The organism is Pseudomonas sp. 1 R 17, from assembly GCF_900067035.1.
GTDB lineage: Bacteria > Pseudomonadota > Gammaproteobacteria > Pseudomonadales > Pseudomonadaceae > Aquipseudomonas > Aquipseudomonas marginalis.
Window position 1 is genome coordinate 1 of the sequence record NZ_FKLB01000028.1, and the last position, 15,412, is coordinate 15,412.

At 58.6% G+C, this 15,412-nt stretch carries 12 protein-coding genes and 1 rRNA gene; 8 read left to right on the top strand and 5 right to left on the bottom strand.

Annotated elements, in window-relative coordinates:
• The first annotated feature begins 186 nt into the window (after positions 1-186).
• Positions 187-302, top strand: a 5S ribosomal RNA gene (rrf, locus tag BFP99_RS08595).
• A gap of 376 nt (positions 303-678) precedes the next feature.
• Positions 679-2,559 carry a methyl-accepting chemotaxis protein gene (locus BFP99_RS08600; RefSeq protein WP_027608051.1) on the top strand — a complete coding sequence of 627 codons (1,881 nt, stop codon included), beginning with the start codon at positions 679-681 and terminating at the stop codon, positions 2,557-2,559.
• Positions 2,560-2,597: 38 nt separating this feature from the next.
• Here the strand turns inward: BFP99_RS08600 and BFP99_RS08605 are convergent, their stop codons facing one another.
• The 5 genes from BFP99_RS08605 to BFP99_RS08625 form a co-directional block, all read right to left on the bottom strand.
• On the bottom strand, positions 2,598-3,062 hold the full coding sequence (locus tag BFP99_RS08605) for an SRPBCC family protein (RefSeq protein ID WP_065947095.1): 465 nt from the start codon (positions 3,060-3,062) through the stop codon (positions 2,598-2,600).
• A 19-nt stretch (positions 3,063-3,081) separates the two neighbouring features.
• Positions 3,082-6,459 (bottom strand): amino acid adenylation domain-containing protein, encoded by a 3,378-nt coding sequence (locus BFP99_RS08610; protein ID WP_065947096.1) that lies wholly within the window; start codon positions 6,457-6,459, stop codon positions 3,082-3,084.
• Positions 6,456-7,394: a diiron oxygenase gene (locus tag BFP99_RS08615; protein WP_065947097.1), complete on the bottom strand. Its 939-nt coding sequence runs from the start codon at positions 7,392-7,394 to the stop codon at positions 6,456-6,458. The genes BFP99_RS08610 and BFP99_RS08615 overlap by 4 nt, the downstream gene beginning before the upstream one ends.
• A complete protein-coding gene (locus tag BFP99_RS08620) occupies positions 7,391-8,149 on the bottom strand; it encodes a DUF3050 domain-containing protein (RefSeq protein ID WP_065924667.1) in 759 nt (252 codons plus the stop codon). Before BFP99_RS08620 ends, BFP99_RS08615 begins: the two co-directional genes overlap by 4 nt.
• 338 nt (positions 8,150-8,487) lie before the next feature.
• A complete protein-coding gene (locus tag BFP99_RS08625; RefSeq protein ID WP_065924668.1) occupies positions 8,488-9,195 on the bottom strand; it encodes a GntR family transcriptional regulator in 708 nt (235 codons plus the stop codon).
• Positions 9,196-9,461: 266 nt separating this feature from the next.
• Between BFP99_RS08625 and BFP99_RS08630 the strand changes: the two genes are divergently transcribed.
• The 6 genes from BFP99_RS08630 to BFP99_RS08655 all read left to right on the top strand — a co-directional run bounded on the left by BFP99_RS08630 (position 9,462) and on the right by BFP99_RS08655 (position 15,364).
• Positions 9,462-10,355, top strand: coding sequence for a TauD/TfdA dioxygenase family protein (locus BFP99_RS08630; protein WP_065947098.1), 894 nt, complete (start codon positions 9,462-9,464; stop codon positions 10,353-10,355).
• A gap of 14 nt (positions 10,356-10,369) precedes the next feature.
• Entirely contained in the window at positions 10,370-11,395 is a 1,026-nt protein-coding gene (locus BFP99_RS08635; protein WP_065924670.1) for an ABC transporter substrate-binding protein, read from the top strand.
• 1 nt (position 11,396) lies between these two features.
• On the top strand, positions 11,397-12,248 hold the full coding sequence (locus tag BFP99_RS08640; protein ID WP_065924671.1) for an ABC transporter ATP-binding protein: 852 nt from the start codon (positions 11,397-11,399) through the stop codon (positions 12,246-12,248).
• 12 nt (positions 12,249-12,260) lie between these two features.
• A complete protein-coding gene (locus BFP99_RS08645) occupies positions 12,261-13,109 on the top strand; it encodes an ABC transporter permease (RefSeq protein ID WP_065924672.1) in 849 nt (282 codons plus the stop codon).
• Between the two features lie 59 nt (positions 13,110-13,168).
• Positions 13,169-14,089, top strand: a complete 921-nt coding sequence (locus BFP99_RS08650) for a LysR family transcriptional regulator (RefSeq protein ID WP_027608061.1) — start codon at positions 13,169-13,171, stop codon at positions 14,087-14,089.
• Positions 14,090-14,215: 126 nt separating this feature from the next.
• A complete protein-coding gene (locus BFP99_RS08655; protein WP_065924691.1) occupies positions 14,216-15,364 on the top strand; it encodes an integrase core domain-containing protein in 1,149 nt (382 codons plus the stop codon).
• The last annotated feature ends 48 nt before the right edge of the window (positions 15,365-15,412 follow it).

Genomic DNA, 15,412 nt, shown 5'->3' on the forward strand with positions numbered 1-15,412 from the left:
CCGAACTCAGCAGTGAAACGATGCATCGCCGATGGTAGTGTGGGGTTTCCCCATGTGAGAGTAGGTCATCGTCAAGATTAAATTCCGAAACCCCTGTTTGCTAACGCAGACAGGGGTTTCGTTTATGTAGAAGTCCATGAATTTCATCGGCACGTTGCTAAAGCAACGCTCCGGTACACAGAATTTCTTGACGACCATAGAGCATTGGAACCACCTGATCCCATCCCGAACTCAGCAGTGAAACGATGCATCGCCGATGGTAGTGTGGGGTTTCCCCATGTGAGAGTAGGTCATCGTCAAGATTAAATTCCAGAACCCCTGTCTGCTCATGCAGACAGGGGTTTTGTCGTTTAGAGGGTTTATGAACTCTGTAAGCGAGCAGCAACTACGCCTACCCAACTCCAAAATCATGTTCATGGCACTGACCTGCTTTAAGAGCACGACGCAGGTAGTAGGGAAGAATTTTTACTTCTAAATCTTGTACGACAACCTTTGGTCGGTTTCCTACGTAAAAGGGCGATTCATCCCACAATTCCCTAAGCTTTCCTTCAGCTTGGCCGAAAGCCTGATGAGCCATGCGTGCACCGAAATAGAGCGGCCCGAGACGCCGCCTATACCGTTACATGGAATGTTCCTCTCGGCACGCTCACCCCCATTTGGCAAAAAGAAGTCGATGAAATGAATCTCAAATTCAGTCATAAAATTCTGTTGGCCGCGTCAGGCGTTGTGGTTCTGGCCTTCGCGTTATTCACGCTTTACAACGATTACCTGCAGCGCAGCACCATCAAACAGAATCTGGAGTCGTCTATCCAGCAGTCCGGTGAGCTCACCGCGAGTAGTGTGCAGAACTGGCTTAGCGGTCGAATACTGGTGCTCGAAAGTCTGACGCAAAACGTTGCCCATCAGGGTAGTGCTGCTGATCTTCCAGGGTTGGTCGATCAACCGGCGTTCACCTCGAACTTCCAGTTCACCTACGTTGGCCAAACCAACGGTGTGTTCACCCAGCGCCCGGACGCAAAAATGCCTGACGGCTACGACCCTCGTCAGCGTCCCTGGTACAAGCAAGCCGTGGCTGCGGATAAACCCATGCTCACGCCGCCCTATATGGCCGCCGTGGGTGGGCAGATCGTAACTATCGCTATGCCGGTGAAAAAGAACGGCGAGTTGCTCGGCGTGGTCGGCGGAGACCTGAGCCTGCAAACCCTGGTGAAAATCATCAATTCGGTGGACTTCGGCGGCATCGGCCATGCGTTTCTGGTCAGCGGCGACGGCCAAGTCATCGTAAGTCCTGACGAAGACCAGGTGATGAAAAACCTCAAGGACATCTACCCAGGCACTAACGTCCGTATTGAGAAAGTTAATCAGGACGTAGTTCTCAAGGGCCAGGATCGCATCCTGTCGTTCACACCTATCAGCGGCTTGCCCGGTGCAGATTGGTATATCGGCCTGTCGATTGATAAAGACAAAGCCTACGCACCGCTGGGCAAATTCCGTACGTCTGCATTGATCGCCATGCTGATCGCCGTAGTCGCGATTGCCGTGCTCTTGAGCCTGCTAATTCAAGTGTTACTGCGGCCCCTGACCACCATGGGTATTGCCATGCAGGACATTGCCCAAGGTGAGGGCGACCTGACCCGCCGCTTGACGGTCACCAGTAAAGACGAGTTCGGTGAAGTGGGCAGTGCGTTCAACCGGTTCGTGGAGCGTATCCACGCCTCGATTTCCGAAGTGTCTTCTGCAACACGTCAGGTGCATGACCTGTCTCAGCGTGTGATGGCGTCATCCAACGCCTCGATCATCGGTTCTGATGAGCAAAGCGCACGCACCAACAGCGTGGCCGCCGCAATCAACGAACTGGGGGCTGCCACCCAGGAAATCGCGCGTAACGCCGCCGATGCTTCACAGCACGCCAGCGGTGCCAGCGAGCAGGCTGATGATGGGCGTAAAGTGGTCGAGCAAACCATCCTGGCAATGTCGGAGCTGTCGCAGAAAATCAGCCTGTCCTGCACTCAGATCGAAACCCTGAACGCCAGCACCGACAATATCGGCCACATCCTTGATGTGATCAAAGGCATCTCCCAGCAAACCAACTTGCTGGCACTGAACGCTGCGATTGAAGCAGCACGTGCCGGGGAAGCCGGACGCGGGTTTGCCGTGGTCGCCGACGAGGTGCGTAACCTGGCTCACCGTACCCAGGAGTCGGCTGAGGAGATTCATAAAATGATCACTTCGCTGCAAGTGGGGTCGCGTGAAGCAGTGACCACCATGAATGCCAGCCAGACCTCCAGTGAGGAAAGTGTCCAGGTGGCCAACCAGGCCGGTGAGCGCCTGGTCAGCGTAACGCAGCGAATTGTCGAGATCGACGGCATGAACCAGTCCGTCGCTGCGGCCACCGAGGAACAAACTGCCGTGGTGGAAACCCTCAACGTCGATATCAACCAGATCAACCTGCTGAACCAGCAGGGCGTGACCAACCTCAACGAAACCCTGAAAGACTGCGATGCGTTGTCGCAACAGGCCAATCGGTTGAAGCAGCTGGTCGACAGCTTCAAGATCTGAGCCGCTGAGTGTACGAGTAGGAGCGAGCCGGTTCGCTCCTACTGCTTACCCAGCAAGCGGCGAACATTGTCCAGCGCGCTGTCTGCGAAGCCTTGCACAAACTGCTCAAATCCTTCCTGTGCCGTCTCCAGGGGGTCGGCAATGATAGTCCAGGTTACCTTGGAGCAGTGTGTTCCAAGCGCTTCCACTTTGATTGCTGCCCACAACCTGGCCACGCCCAGGGTGTTGTAGATCGTGGTCCAGGTCATGTGCATCGCTTGCTCATCCCGGCTATTGAGTTGTTCTACTACGCGGTTGCCATCGCGGAAAAATTTCGTGCGTAAAGCGCCCACTCCGGTGCCGGTCATTTCGATATGCGTCAAGGAAGGGATGAACGCATCGAAGCCTGCAAACTGCCCCACTATGTTCCATAGACGGTTGGCATGGCAGTCGATCACCACAGAGGACACTATCGGCTGGCCGCTAGGGTTATGAATTAACGTATCGGGTTGCAGCGGTTTCATGAAGTTGTCCTGAAGCGGTTCAAAGAAAGCCGATGGCCTTGAGGTAGTTGCAGCCTTTACTCAGCAGTGCCGGGTCTTTTTCAGGGTATTGCTCGCCCATCTGCTGAACGCCGCGTTGCGCGTTGTCATGGAGGATCATCGAGGTGTCACCGATGTCTTCATCCAGTCGATCAAGGTAAAACCCGAGTACACCAAACATCGCATTGTCCTGGCTTACCGTTCGCAGCGCCTGCTGCCAATGCGCAGTACTGACCCGCTCGAACCGGTGGCCCGCCCGGTTGAATGCATCCAGGTAGTGCTCCCAGCTCAGTGGTTGCGGGTTATGCAGGTTGAATACGCTTCTATCGGCTTGAAAGCGATTGCAGTGGAACGCAATGAAGCGAGCCAGAAAGTCCACGGGCATCAGGTCGAAATTCAGGTCCAACCTCGGCAGCAAGCCCAACTGCAGCGACCCCTTGAGCATCAACATCAGGCGATTCTTTTGTGGCTGGCAGATACCGTTATGGCTGTTGAAGCTGATATTTCCAGGGCGATGGATGTTCACCCAGGCTCCTTGCTCCGCTGCACGTCCCAGGACCCGCTCGGCGACCCACTTGGACAGGTTGTAGCCATTTCGGATGTACAGCGGCAGGGTGGCTGCCGCCGGAGCTTCGAGCACATGCCCTGTCGTGCCGATGCTGCTGGCGGCCGACAACGTCGATACAAAGTTGAAGACTTTCTTGCAGCGGGTTTCGCACAGGCGCAGGCATTCGAATATGGGGTCGACGTTGTCCCTGGCCAGTGAGGCGTAGTCCAGCACGTGGTTGACCCGTGCTGCGTTGTGCACCAGCGCGCCAAAGTCTGCGGCGAGTGCGTCATACGCGTCACAGGCCAAACCCAATCGCGGCAGGCTGACATCGGCGGCGAATACTCGTACGCGGCTCAAGTCCAGATGTTCCAGTTGGTAGTCACGCAACGCCTGGGTAAAACGAGCCATCGCAGGACTCCTCGGCAAGTCACGCACCAGGCACGCCACCTCGGTGGCACCGGCGTTCAACAACGCCTCGACAATATGGACGCCGACGAAACTGTTGGCCCCCGTCACGATCACCTTGTGCGGATTGCCTGCGCGGTCCCCTTGCAACGGATTGATTTCCCACTCCCGTTGAGCGTCCATGGCCGCTTGGGCAGAGGATGCGTCTGGCAGTTCACCATCCTCCATCAGCGTTGCGAGCGTACGAATAGTCGGTACTTCAATGAAATGGCTTAACGCGAAACTACGGCCAAATTGCTCGCGAACGCGCAACAACAGCGTCGACAGCAAAATCGAATGGCCGCCCAGTGCAAAGAAGCTTTCATCGATGGGCAATTGGCGGGTGGGCAAGCCCAGCAGCTCACCCCAAAGGTCGCTCAATCGCGCTTGAAGCGGCGTATGCGCGGCGCCGGGAGTGGCCTGCAAAATGGGGAGGAAGGGGCGCGACAGCAGCCCCTTGCGGTCGACTTTGCCGTTGTCGCTGTGCGGCATGGCTGGCAGTTCCACCCAGAAACCAGGTTGCATGTAGTCCGGTAGCCACTGGCGCGCATGCTGCTGCAAGGCCACCAGCGAAGCGTTGAGTTCGGGCTGGGCGACAAAGGCGCAGATCCTGCTTTCATGGTCGATCACCACGGCCAGCTCGCGATACAGCCTGTTGCTGCGCAGGCATTGTTCAATCTCCCGGGGGTCGACCCGAAAGCCGCGGATCTTTACCTGATCGTCGCGACGCCCACCCAGCACAATCCCTGCGGCGGTCCACTGCGCGAAGTCGCCGCTGCGGTAGGCCCGCAGCCTTTGGCCGCCCGGCACCAGCAGTTCGACGAACGGGCTGTCAGCCTGCCGCGGCGCATTCACATACCCCAGGCTCACTCCGGGCCCGACGATGTACAACTCGCCCATCACCTGTTCATCCACCGGTTGCAGATCGTCATCGAGGATCAGCACCTGGCTATTGGCGATGGGGTAGCCGACATTACGATTATTGTCATCGGGGGCGAACGTCCGGTGCGTAATCAGTACCGTGGTTTCGGTGGGACCATAGAGGTTGTGCAACTGACACCGTCCTGCCAGCCGCTCGATTACATGGGGTTCGCAGGCATCGCCACCGGTGAGCAGATGCTTTAGGCCGAGGGGGGGATCCGGCGGCAGGATGTTGAGCAGCGCAGGCGGCAGGAAGGCATGAGTGACGCGTTGTCGGCGGAGCAATTCCACCAGTTGCCCAGGGTCGCGTCGCTGCTCCTCACTGGGTACGATCAACTCGGCGCCGGCAATCAGGGCGGGGAAGATTTCGATCAATGACGAGTCGAAACCCAAGGGCGAAAACTGCAGGACGCGGCTCCGTTCATCCAGTGTCATGCAGGACCCGAACCAAGCGGTGAAATGCGCCAGGTTACCTTGGCTGAGCAGCACACCCTTGGGCTGGCCCGTACTGCCCGATGTATAGAGCACCATGCACGGCATATCCGAGCAGGGGCGATCGTGCATCAGCGAGGATGAGGAGTTGGCGTTGTGCGCCTCGACTGTGCTGACATCCAGTGAAATGAAACACTCCCGTAATGGATGTTGGCCGGCATCCAGCAATACGTGGGCCCCAGCGTTTTCGAGCATGGCCCGATGGCGTTGTGTGGGTTGATCAGGTCCCAGTGGCAGGTACACCGCGCCACTGCCCAGTACGGCAAGAATGCTGGCATACAATTCCACGGATTTTTCCAGGCATACACCGATCACCGGTGGCGCCTCAAGCGCCTCCAGCAGCGGGCGCAATCGCAGCTGAATCGCCATGGCCTGTAGGTGCAGTTGGCGGTAGGTCACGGTGTGCCCCGCAATGTTCAGCGCCGGCCGGACGGCGAACAGGACAAGGCTGGCCTGCACCCGTTCGATCACCGGTACCTGGGCTTCCTGGATCAGGGCAGGGTTTGCCGTACGATTGAATCGATGCATAAATGCCAACGGCTCAAGCCCGTGCAGGCCGTGCTCGGGCCAGTCAGTGGCAATCGCGCGTGTAGAGAGAGACTCGGGGTCACGTGAGAAGCCACTGACTAGCAGTGCGACCCAATCCACCAGCGCGGTTGTTGCCTGCCGACGCAATCGCTGGCCGTTGCCACTGGGCTCCTCGGCGATGTCCAGCACGGCGAACAAGCGTCGGCCATGGTCATAGGCGCGCACTTGCAGCGCAGACAACCCACCGTCGCTCAACGGGCCAATCCCCAGGCGCAGACTTATACAGGTGGTTTCGCCCACGTCATCCGGCAACGGCAGGCTGCCGTCTTCAATCCACAGGTCGGTGGCCTCATCCCCTGAAACATGGCCGTACTGTTCCAGCATTGGCCTGATTTCGCCCAGTGCCTTGCTTGTGCCGCACCAGCCGATGGTCAGGCACCTCATGGCGACACCGACAGGTAGTCGCTCAGCACCTGCCCCACACTCGGCGTTTGCAGCAAGCCGCTGTGTTGCAGGAAGCCCATGATATTGCCCATCAACGGGTGCTGGCGGGTGATGGGGAACGCCAGCGCTGATATTTCATCGCGCAGCACACCGCGCAGGCGCTCGCTGATGTCCAGGTGTTCGATCAGGCGCAGGTCGAAGTTTTTCTGCAGGTCGTTGGTCAGGTAATGCGTCAGGAATGTCGGCAGTACGTGAGCGATGCTGTCACGGTCATCCGGGCTCGCGGCTTGCCAGTAGATGCGCACCAGCCGCGTCCAGAACTGCGCGTGGCGACCTTCGTCAAACAGGTGGTCGTCCATCAAGCCTCGTATGGAGGCCTTGACACTGCGGTCCTTGGAAAACGATGCGACATCGTGGGTCACGGTGTTTTCGGCGATGGCTACGCCAATCAGCTCCACAGCGTCGCTCAGGTGTTCCGGAGCCTGCGCCTGCGCCGCCGGCAGCGCGCGACTCAGTTCGATATGCCCGGGCAGGTCAATCGGTTGTATGCCCGTCATTGTGACAGTCTGTTGCATGAAATCCAGGGCCACCAAGGCGTGGTAGTCCTCGTCCACCACAACCGTCATCGCATCAACGCGACAGGCAAGCGGGAAGGGCAGCGAGAAGCGATTCTTGGCAATGCTGCGCGCGGTCTTGTCGACGATTTCGGTTTCGAAAATCACCACATCGTGGATGAACTTATAGAAGCTTTGCACCAGCACGAAGTCGCGCCATTGCGAGCAATGTTCCATGAAGGTCGCGTTGAGTACCAAGGGCTGACGGCACAGTGGGTAGATCAGCTTGTCGTCGTCTTCCAACAGGCGACGAGGGCGGGTTCGGATGGTGGCGCGGCGTTCCCAGTCGTCGGCGATGGTGGTGTAGCCGGCGGTATTCATGGGTGTACCTCGTGCAGCGCGGCGCGCACCTCGTCCCAGAACGTGATACGGCTTTCTACGGCGGCAAGGGCTGCGTCATGGGCCTGTTGCGGATAAGCCGGGTCTGCACCCACCAGGCGTTCGAGCAGTTCTTCAGCTGCTGGCCCGTGATGCTCAGTGTCCAACTCGATGTGGCGCCTGAAGTAGCCACACAAGGCTGGTGCCTGGCGATGGATGAGCGTATCGGGCTGCAGGAGGTGTTCGAACATACTTGGGATGACACGCTCACGCCCATGAAGGAATGCAGCTGCTACGCAATGGGTAGGGGCTTGCAGCGCAATGTGCAGCGTGGCGCTGACGAAGCGCGCGGCCCCAGCAGGAACATCGGCCATGCGCAGGGCCGTGCTTGCTTCCACGCCCTGGTGCTGCAGTGCAATGAAACGGTGTATCGCCGAGGTGCTGGCGCCGACTTCGACCATGGCTTCCAGGTACCACTCGAAGTGGCTGCAATGGCCTTGCCTGGGGTGTGAGTCTGATTCTTCGCCCAGCACAATCTCATTGATCAAGCGTGCTGCTTGCGGGTCGGCCGGTGGCAGCCAGGGTAGGCGAGTGCAGGTCAGGTCCTGCTGCAGGCGTTTGGTGAGCGTCATGAAGTCCCAGACAGCGAATACATGGTTTTCCATGAATAGTCGTAACTTTTCCAGCGAAGTTATTTCCAGAAATAACGGATGGCTGCACAACAGCCGTTTTCTTTGTTCCAGTAAAGGTGGGTACATAGTTGATGCCTATAAATTATTGCGTCGCCGCTAAAACAACGTTGGGCTTTTGTATGCCGCAAAAAGATAAGAAAGATGTAAACCAGGCTTTGCGCGCACGCGCGCTCACGCAAGTGGGGCTGCACGGTCGAATTAAGTGGCTGATTTAGTAATGAAAGATAATAAGCGGGTTAAACAAGTTGGCGAGTATATGAATGCATCAGATGTTTTTCTAAATAATATAAGCTGTCGGCAACTTACTTTATAAGAGTGGGACGTTTCTTCTGCGCGGGGTGCTACTTGGCCAGGTAGGGAACCCCGCAGTGCTCGACGGGTAAGCCGAGCGACCTGACACCTTGTTAGAGCGTCTTCTTTGCGGCGGCGTCCAGGTCATTGAGATAGGTTGTGATCACTTCCATCCCGCGCATCAAGTGATTACGCAGCGTCAGGATGCTTTCCTCGACCTTCTTTTGTGCCACCAGGTTCAGCAGTTCACGGTGGTCTTCCTGGGAAGTCTCGCCCAGCCCCATCGCCTCGAGGTTGAAACGCAGGAAGCGCTCCTCCTCATTCAGTCCGTGCTCCACCAGCTTGAGCAGCCGCTGGTTGGGGGCCTTGCCATACAGGGTCATGTGGAACAGGCGATTGAGACGGCCAATCTCGGTGTAGTCTTTTTCCTGTTCCAGGGCAAAGATGAGCGTGTCTGCCTCGGCGATATCGGCTTCGGTCAGCAAGGGAATCGACAAACGCAGGGCTTCAGACTCCAGCAACATTCGCAGCTCATAGGTCTCAGCCGAATTGTCTTCGATCAACGGTGCAACCACGGCGCCCTTGTGGGTGACTACATGCAGCAGTGACTGGGCCTCCAACTGACGCAAGGCTTCACGCACCGGCATGCGGCTGACCCCGAACAGGCTGGCCAGCTCCTGCTGGCGCATGGCGGTACCGCAGGGCAAGCGGCCATCAAGGATGGCATTGCGCAAGGTTTCTTCAATCACGGAGCGAGCAAGATGGGCGGGAATAGGGCCGGTGATCTTGATGCTGTTCAACGGATTCGGCTTCTGCGTCACGGTTACGCTATCCTCCTTATTAAAATAGGGGTGCTAATTGGATCCAATGCACACTAGAGGCTGCCCATAGGGCTTGTCAAACGGGCACGGTTTCGGCTTGTAAGCGTTTCAACGCGCGGCTCCGGCGGCCCACGCGCGGGTTTTGCCGAGTCTGACACGCCACTGACGTGTTGCGACATTACCGCATATAGATATTCTTTAACGGTATTTAAATTGCCGTTCTTATATCTATAAAGTCACTCTCCTGTCTGACCGGGAGTGAACTCATGTCCGCCACCTCTACTGTTCCAACAGCGACCCTTGCCGCCCAAACGTTCGAGATTCGACCACTGCCCGGCAGCGTCGGTGCCGAGATTGTCGGCCTGGATTTGTCCCGGCCAGTCAACGACCAGGATTTCGCCCGCATTCATCGCGCGCACCTGGATCACCACGTCGTGGTGTTCCGCGACCAACGCATCACCCCCGAACAACAGATCGCTTTCAGCCGCCGCTTTGGCGTCCTGCAGATCCACGTGCTCAAGCAGTTCCTGCTGGCCAACCACCCGGAAATCCTGATCGTCTCCAACATCATCGAAAACGGCCAATCCATAGGCCTGGGTGACGCAGGCAAATTCTGGCACTCGGACCTGTCCTATAAAGAGCTGCCGAGCCTGGGCTCGATGCTTCACGCCCAGGAGCTGCCGTCGGAAGGCGGAGATACCCTGTTTGCCGACATGCACAAAGCCTGGGACCAACTGCCCGAGCACCTGCGCAAAGCTGTTGAAGGCCGCAGTGCCGCGCACTCTTATACCGCGCGCTACAGCGAAACCAAATTCGAAGGCAACTGGCGCCCGACGTTGACGCCCGAGCAGCTTGCCCAAGTCGCGGAAGTGGTTCACCCCATCGTGCGCACCCACCCGGAAAACGGCCGCAAGGCGCTGTTCGTCAGTGAAGGCTTCACCACCCGCATCGTCGGCCTGCCGGAAGACGAAAGCCGCGACCTGCTGGCCCAGCTCTACGCCCACAGTGTGCTGCCGCACAACATCTACCGCCACCAATGGCAGCCCCACGACTTGGTGTTCTGGGACAACCGCTCGCTGATCCACCTGGCCGCCGGTTGCCCGAGCCATCTGCGCCGCAAACTGTTTCGCACCACCATCCAGGGCGACGCGCCTTTCTGATTCGGAGCATGACCATGTCCAGGAAAACCCCATTTGCACGGCTGGCCGCGACCGTCGGCCTCGGTGTCAGCCTGTTGGCCGGCAGCCTGGTGGCGCCGACGGCTGCGCAGGCCGAAGGCGAGATCCGCATCGCCGAACAGTTCGGTATCGTCTACCTGCTGCTTAACGTAGTGCGCGACCAGAACCTGATCGAAAAATACGGCAAGCAGGAAGGTCTCGACATCAAGGTCGACTGGACCCAGCTGTCCGGCGGCGCAGCGGTCAACGACGCACTGCTCTCCGGCTCGATCGATATCGCCGGTGCCGGCGTCGGCCCGCTGCTGACCATCTGGGACCGCACCCATGGCAAGCAGAACGTCAAGGCCGTGGCCTCCCTGGGCAACTTCCCCTACTACCTGGTCAGTAACAATCCCAAGGTCAAGACCATTGCCGACTTCACCGACAAGGACCGTATCGCCGTGCCGGCGGTGGGCGTGTCGGTGCAGTCGCGCTTCCTGCAATACGCCGCCGCCAAGCAATGGGGCGACAAGGAATTCAATCGCCTCGACAAGTACACCGTCGCCGTCCCGCACCCGGATGCCACCGCTGCCCTGATCGCCGGCGGCACCGAACTGACCGGGCACTTCTCCAACCCGCCGTTCCAGGACCAGGCCCTGGCCAACCCTAACGTGCATGTGGTGCTGAACACCTACGACCTGCTGGGGCCGAACTCGCCAACGGTGCTGTTCGCCACCGAGAAATTCCGTAACGACAACCCGAAGACCTACAAGGCATTTGTCGAGGCGCTGACCGAAGCCGCGCAATTCGCCCAGAACGATAAAGGCGCTGCGGCCGACACTTACATTCGCGTCACCAAGGCCAAGATCGACCGCGCCGAGTTGCTGAAAATCATCGACAACCCGCAGTTCGAATTCAGCGTCACGCCAAAAAACACCTACCCGCTGGCGGAATTCCTCTACCGCGTCGGCGCCATCAAAAACAAGCCTGAATCGTGGAAGGACTACTTCTTCCAGGATGCCAAGCCCCTGCAAGGAAGTTGAGATGAACGCGCCCTTGCAAGGCCACACGGCCAGCAACCTGCACACCGCCGCACCATTGCTGGCGGTGGATAACGTCAGCCTGGAATACCGCACCCCCGAGCGCGTGGTGCGCGCCACTCACCAAGTCAGCTTCGAGATCGACCCGGCGGATCGCTACGTGTTGCTCGGCCCATCGGGTTGCGGCAAATCCACACTGCTCAAGTCCATTGCCGGGTTTATCAAGCCCTGCGAAGGCGAGATCCGCCTGCTGGGGCAAAAGGTCGAACAACCAGGCCCGGACCGCATTGTGGTGTTCCAGGAATTCGACCAACTGCCGCCATGGAAAACCGTCAAACAGAACGTGATGTTTCCGCTGCTGGCGTCGAAAACTTTGCCGCGTCGCGAAGCCGAAGAACGGGCGCTGCACTACCTCGACAAAGTCGGCCTCTGCGCCTTTGCCGACGCTTACCCGCACACCCTTTCCGGCGGTATGAAAGCCCGCGTGGCCATCGCCCGCGCCCTGGCCATGCAGCCGAAGATCCTGCTGATGGACGAACCCTTCGCCGCCCTCGACGCCCTGACCCGACGCAAGATGCAGGAAGAATTGCTGCTGCTCTGGGAAGAAGTGCGCTTCACCCTGCTGTTCGTCACCCACTCCATCGAAGAAGCGCTGGTGGTGGGCAATCGCATCCTGCTGCTGTCGCCGCATCCGGGGCGCGTGCGCGCGGAAATCCACAGCCATCAATACGACTTGCACAGCCTCGGTGGCGTGGAGTTCCAGGCGTCGGCGCGGCGGATTCATCGCCTGTTGTTCGATGAAGCGCCCGAGGCCGAACGTGAGTTGGGTTTCGCCGACATCCGCATCGCTTACTAAGGGGACAACCCAATGCGCCAGGAATACGAAATCAACCTTGAGCCGCTGCTCAGTGTCCCCATTGAACGCGAACTGCCCCTGCGCCAACGCCTGTGGCAGCAAGGCTGGCTGCGCAAGGGCCTGATCCTGATCGTGCTCGCGATCCTTTGGGAAGCCGTCGCGCGCTACCAGAACAACGACCTGCTGCTGCCGAGTTTCCTGCAGACCTTTCACGCGCTCTATGACGGCCTGCTCAGTGGCGAACTGCTGGGCAAGGTGAGCATCTCGCTGGTGGTGCTGATCAAGGGCTACCTGATCGGTATCGTGCTGGCGTTTGCCCTGACCACCCTAGCGGTGTCCACGCAACTGGGCCGTGACCTGCTGAGCACCCTGACCTCGATGTTCAACCCACTGCCGGCCATTGCGTTATTGCCGCTGGCGCTGCTGTGGTTCGGCCTGGGCCAGAACAGCCTGATCTTCGTGCTGGTGCATTCGGTGTTGTGGGCGCTGGCGCTCAACACGTATTCAGGGTTCCTCGGCGTGTCCGAAACCCTGCGCATGGCCGGTCGCAACTACGGCCTCAAGGGCATGCGTTTCGTGTTGTTCATCCTGATCCCGGCCGCACTGCCGTCTATCCTCGCCGGGCTGAAAATCGGCTGGGCCTTCGCCTGGCGCACACTGATCGCCGCCGAGCTCGTATTCGGTGCGACCAGCGGCAAGGGCGGTCTGGGCTGGTACATCTTCCAGAACCGCAACGAGCTGTACACCGACAAGGTATTCGCCGGCCTGGCGGTGGTGATCCTGATCGGCCTGCTGGTGGAAAACCTGGTGTTTGATACCTTCGAGCGGCTCACCGTGAAGCGTTGGGGCATGCAGCGCTGATACACCCAGCCTGCTACGATTGCGGCCAGCTCACTCCCGACTGATCACGAGTGCTTGGCATGCAACTACCCGACATGAACCTGTTGGTCGCCCTCGACGCCTTGCTCGACGAGGGCAGCGTGGTGGGCGCCGCGCGGCGGATGAACCTCAGCCCGGCGGCCATGAGCCGTACCCTCACACGTATTCGCGAAGCGGTAGGCGACCCGATTCTGGTGCGCGCCGGTCGCGGCCTGGTGCCGACGCCCAAGGCCTTGCAGTTGCAAGGCCAGGTGCGCAACGTGGTGGAGCAGGCGGCGTTGCTGTTTCGCTCGGCGGATCAGGTTGATTTAAGCACCTTGCGCCGTCGCTTCAGTGTGCGCGCCAATGACTTTTTCATCGGCGTGTATGGCGGTCGGCTGTTTGACACCATGGAGCGCATGGCGCCGCTGTGCGAGCTGTGTTTCGTACCCGAAGGCGACACCGATGATGAAGCGCTGCGTGAAGGGCGGCTGGACCTGCGCGTGAGCAACACCATGCCGGTCACCCCGGAAGTGAAGGTGCAGAACCTGTTTTCCACCACCTTCGTGGGCCTCGCGCGGGAGGACCATCCGTTGTTTGACGACGAGATCACCGCCGCGCGCTTCGCCAGCTATTCCCATATCAGTATCTCGCGGCGTGGCATCGCCCGTGGGCCGATCGACACCGCGTTGAATGCCCAGGGCCTGGAGCGGCGGGTGGCGATGATCGCCCCGGGGTTTCACGGTGCGATGTTCATGTTGCCCGATTCCGACCTGATTCTGCCGGTGCCCAAGGAAGCCCTGTTGAGCGCCAACCGCTTGAAGCTGCCACTGCGCGCGTTTGCGTTGCCGATCTCGCTGCCGACGTTGGTATTGGCCCAATCCTGGCACCCGCGCTTCGACAAAGACCCGGCTCATAAGTGGCTGCGCGAGACGATGCGTGAGAGCTGCCACGCCACCTGGCTGGAAGCTCAACCAACCTAAACATCAAGCGTACACAGGGCAAATGTGGGAGGGGGCTTGCCCCGGTACAAACCGGGGACATCGTTTACATTTCTAACCGGGGACATGGTTTACAGGCTAATACGCATGATCAGGAGGTAACTGATCATGCCCTGGAACCAAGAGTCCCCCATGAATCAAAGAATCAAGCTGGTAGCTGATTGGCTTTCTGGCAACTTCACCAAAAGCCAGTTGGCACGCCGCTTTGACGTTAGCCGACCTACCGTCGATAAGTGGATTGCCCGGCACGACGGCGATTTGAGGTCTTTATCCGAACTGTCCCGGCGACCTCACAACAGCCCAAATAAAACCGACGACGAGATTTTGGCCCGTGTAGTCGCGATGAAGGAGGCTCACGATAAATGGGGGCCGAAAAAGCTTCTCGAGCTATTACGGCTGGAAGATCCCTCCGTCACCTGGCCCTCTCCAAGTACGGCCGGTCAATGGCTTGACCGACTTGGGCTCGTCAAAAAGCGGCGCTTCAAACGCCGACACAGCATTTCCCACGCACAAATGCGAAAGGCCGACGAACCTAACAAGACGTGGTGTGCTGACTACAAAGGGCAGTTCAAGATGCTTAATGCTCAGATGTGCTTCCCTTTGACCGTCACAGACCATGCGTCGCGGCTGATTTTAGCGTGCAGGGCCCATCCCAAGATCATGACCCAGCCTGTAAAACAGGCCTTTGAGAGGCTTTTTCAGGAGTACGGCATGCCGGAAGTTATCCGTTCGGACAACGGGGTACCGTTCGCCTCTCCTGGCCTGGCAAGAATATCCACACTGGCAGTTTGGTGGATTCGGCTGGGTATTTATCCCGAGCGAACCATGCCGGGAAGACCCGCCCAGAATGGTCGCCATGAACGAATGCACCGTAGCTTGAAACTTGAGTTGCCCTTAGGGAAAAACTTAGTCGAGCAGCAGCTTTTGCTGGAGCATTTCAGGCATGAGTTTAATTACGTACGCCCTCACGAAGCGCTCGGCATGAAACGTCCGGGAGACTTGTATGTGCCGTCCACCCGAATTTATCCAGGATGCTTGCCCGATGTGGAATATCCGGCAGAAATGAAAGTTCGAAGCGTCAGGCAGGACGGATCGATCAAGTGGAACGGCAAGTTGGTATTTATCAGCGAGGCGCTGTCCGGGGAAAGGATAGGGCTCAAAGAAGCTGAAGATGAAGCTTGGGATTTGTACCTGTGTGATTATCCCTTGGGGAGGCTTGGACGAGGTATGACCCGCGTCCAGGCCTCAAATGTGTAAACGATGTCCCCGGTTTCAGATGTAAACGATGTCTACGGTTCTACACCC